Annotated in this window: 2 protein-coding genes; both read left to right on the top strand. The window is 44.2% G+C overall.

Going from position 1 to position 2,570, the window contains the following annotated elements:
- The first annotated feature begins 169 nt into the window (after positions 1–169).
- Positions 170–769, top strand: coding sequence for a Uma2 family endonuclease (locus QUA02_RS33225; RefSeq protein WP_333033987.1), 600 nt, complete (start codon positions 170–172; stop codon positions 767–769).
- Between the two features lie 63 nt (positions 770–832).
- Entirely contained in the window at positions 833–2,497 is a 1,665-nt protein-coding gene (locus QUA02_RS33220) for a mucoidy inhibitor MuiA family protein (RefSeq protein WP_333033986.1), read from the top strand.
- Positions 2,498–2,570 lie beyond the last annotated feature (73 nt).

Here is a 2,570-nt window from a genome sequence, read left to right as displayed (position 1 = left end):
ACAACCGTGTCTGCGGTTCTATAGCCTGCGGTCTACGGTTTGATCGCCTGACTCTTTTAAGATACAAGGGGCGGGTTTTACCAATTATCAATTCCTAAAAATAAGGATTTCGTAAACTCGTAAACCCGCCCACTCCCGCGCTACCATTTTGAACATCAATAAAACAATCATGCTTCAAACTGTAGACAATCCAACCACTTCTCCCGCAGTCGAACAACGTTTCACTTGGCGCGGTTTTACATGGCATCAATTCAAGGCCATTCAAGCTGGCTTTGAAGACGTGCCGAATGTACGCTTATTTTATTGCGATGGAGTTTTAGAAATTGTGGGTACTGGAAGGTTGCATGAAGCAATTAGATGTTTGATGGGCTTGCTAATGGGACAGTATTTTCTGCAAAGAAGAATTGTATTTTTTCCCAGCGGTACTTATAGTCAGATTGTTGAAGATCGAGTCGAGTATCAGGCAGATTTGTCTTGTTTTTTCGGAAATATTAAAGATGTTCCAGATTTATGTATTGATATTGTTATCACTAGCGGTAGCCCGATTAAGCTTCAGAAATACCGACTGATGGGAGTCCCGGAAGTCTGGTTTTGGGAAGACGGCACTTTAGAGCTTTACCATCTGCGAGAGGAAGGTTACGATCGCATTGCTAGCAGTGAAATACTGCCGGAGTTAGACTTGTCTTTGCTTCAACGCTGCATTTTGTTTGCTTCGCCTTTGGATGCGCTTGAGGAGTTTTCTAGAGGAATGGGCGATCGGGAAAATTGAGCGATAAACTACTTTGAACAATGCTCGATCGACTAAACGGTTATTAAATAGGAGCAACTGGCAATGACTGACTCAGAAATACTTAATTCTGATACCATTAAAACACTAAATACTAGCATATCCGAAGTTACAGTTTACACCGATCGCGCTTTGGTGACGCGCCGCGGTACGGTATCTCTGACGGGAAACGAGCGAGAATTGGCGATCGCCTCTGTTCCCGCAACCCTAGACACAGAGTCAGTCAGGGCCACGGGTGCGGGTACAGTTGCTGTGCGACTTTTGGGAGTGCGAACCGAAACAGTGTTTAGCAGCGAACCAGTGGGCGATCGCACTGCCGAATTAACCCAACAAATCCAAGAGTTAGAAACTCAAAAACGGGCAATTAATGACAAAATAACCGCCAGAAAAATTCAGCTCAAATTTGTCGAAGGTTTGAGCGAAAAAAGCGTCGGTTTCTTTTCCAGCAGCGTCGCCAAACAGCAGGTAGGTTTAAACGAAACTGGCGAATTGCTCAACTTTTTAGGAACTAATTACCTAAAATATGTAAGCGCGATCGCTCAATACGAAAGACAGCAGCGCGAATTAGACAAGCAAATAGAAGCTTTGCAGCAGCAGTTGTGGCAAGTACAAACTCCCCATTCCCAGCAAAGTTTTAACATCCTTGTTGCCATAGAAACCAGCGGTAGCGGCAATTTTGAACTAGAAGTTTCCTATGTAGTAATGCGAGCCCGTTGGACTCCTCTTTACGACTTGCGAGTAAACACTACTAACAACCAAATTAATCTCAATTACCTAGCCGAAGTCAATCAAAATACAGGCGAAGATTGGAGAGGAGTAGCGCTGACTTTATCTACAGCAAAACCCGGAATGGGAACTTTGCCACCAAAACTCCAACCCTGGTTTATCGATATTGTTCACCCAAAATCTGCTCAAAACCGAGAAGTTTTGATGAAACGCAGCCGACAGACTGAGAAAGCAGAAATGGCAATAGACTTTATGGAATTAGAGATGGAAGACGAGGTACCATTGCCAATGATGGCTATGGGCGGTGCTGCTGGCGCACCCGAACCGATAGACGCTACAACAGCGATCGCACAAGTATCTAAAGAAGGCGGCACCGTCTCATTTCAAGTAGGGGGAAATACTAATATTCCCAGCGACGGCACGCCGCACAAAGTGACTATTTTTAGCGAAAATTATCCGTTTAAACCTGAATATATAGCCGTCCCGCGATTAGTCAGTTTTGCCTATTTGCAAGCAGTTGTTGTGAATCCGCTGACAGGCGCAACTATGCTTCCCGGTAAAGCAAATATCTTTCGCGACAACACTTTTGTCGGTACTGTGCAGTTAGAAAATATTTCCGCCGGGCAAGAATATAAAGTTAATTTAGGAATAGATGAACGGTTAAAAATAGAGCGGGAATTAGTGGAAAGACAAGTAGATAAAAAACTGATCGGCCAGCAGCGGCGCATGAGTTACGCTTATCGTTTAAATGTGACAAACTTGCATCAGGTGCAGGTACACCTGACACTAAAAGAGCAATTGCCAGTCAGCCGCAATGAACAAATTAAAGTGCGATCGACTCTCACTAATCCGAAGATAGTAGCAGGTGAAATGGGACTGCTAGAATGGATAATGTCTCTGCCCCCGCAAGCAAAGCAAGAGTTATATTACCAGTTTGTTGTCGAACATCCTCCCGACTTAACAGTCATCGGTTTAGATATTTAATTAGGGCTTGCTGAATAAGTTAGAAAAAATCGCGATCGCGTAGCTAACCGCAGACATCGCACTTGATGGGCAA

Source organism: Microcoleus pseudofavosus SVA1_A4, from assembly GCF_036700565.1.
GTDB lineage: Bacteria > Cyanobacteriota > Cyanobacteriia > Cyanobacteriales > Microcoleaceae > Microcoleus.
Note: the sequence above shows the minus strand (reverse complement) of the source record. Positions and strands in the feature narration are given on the sequence as shown.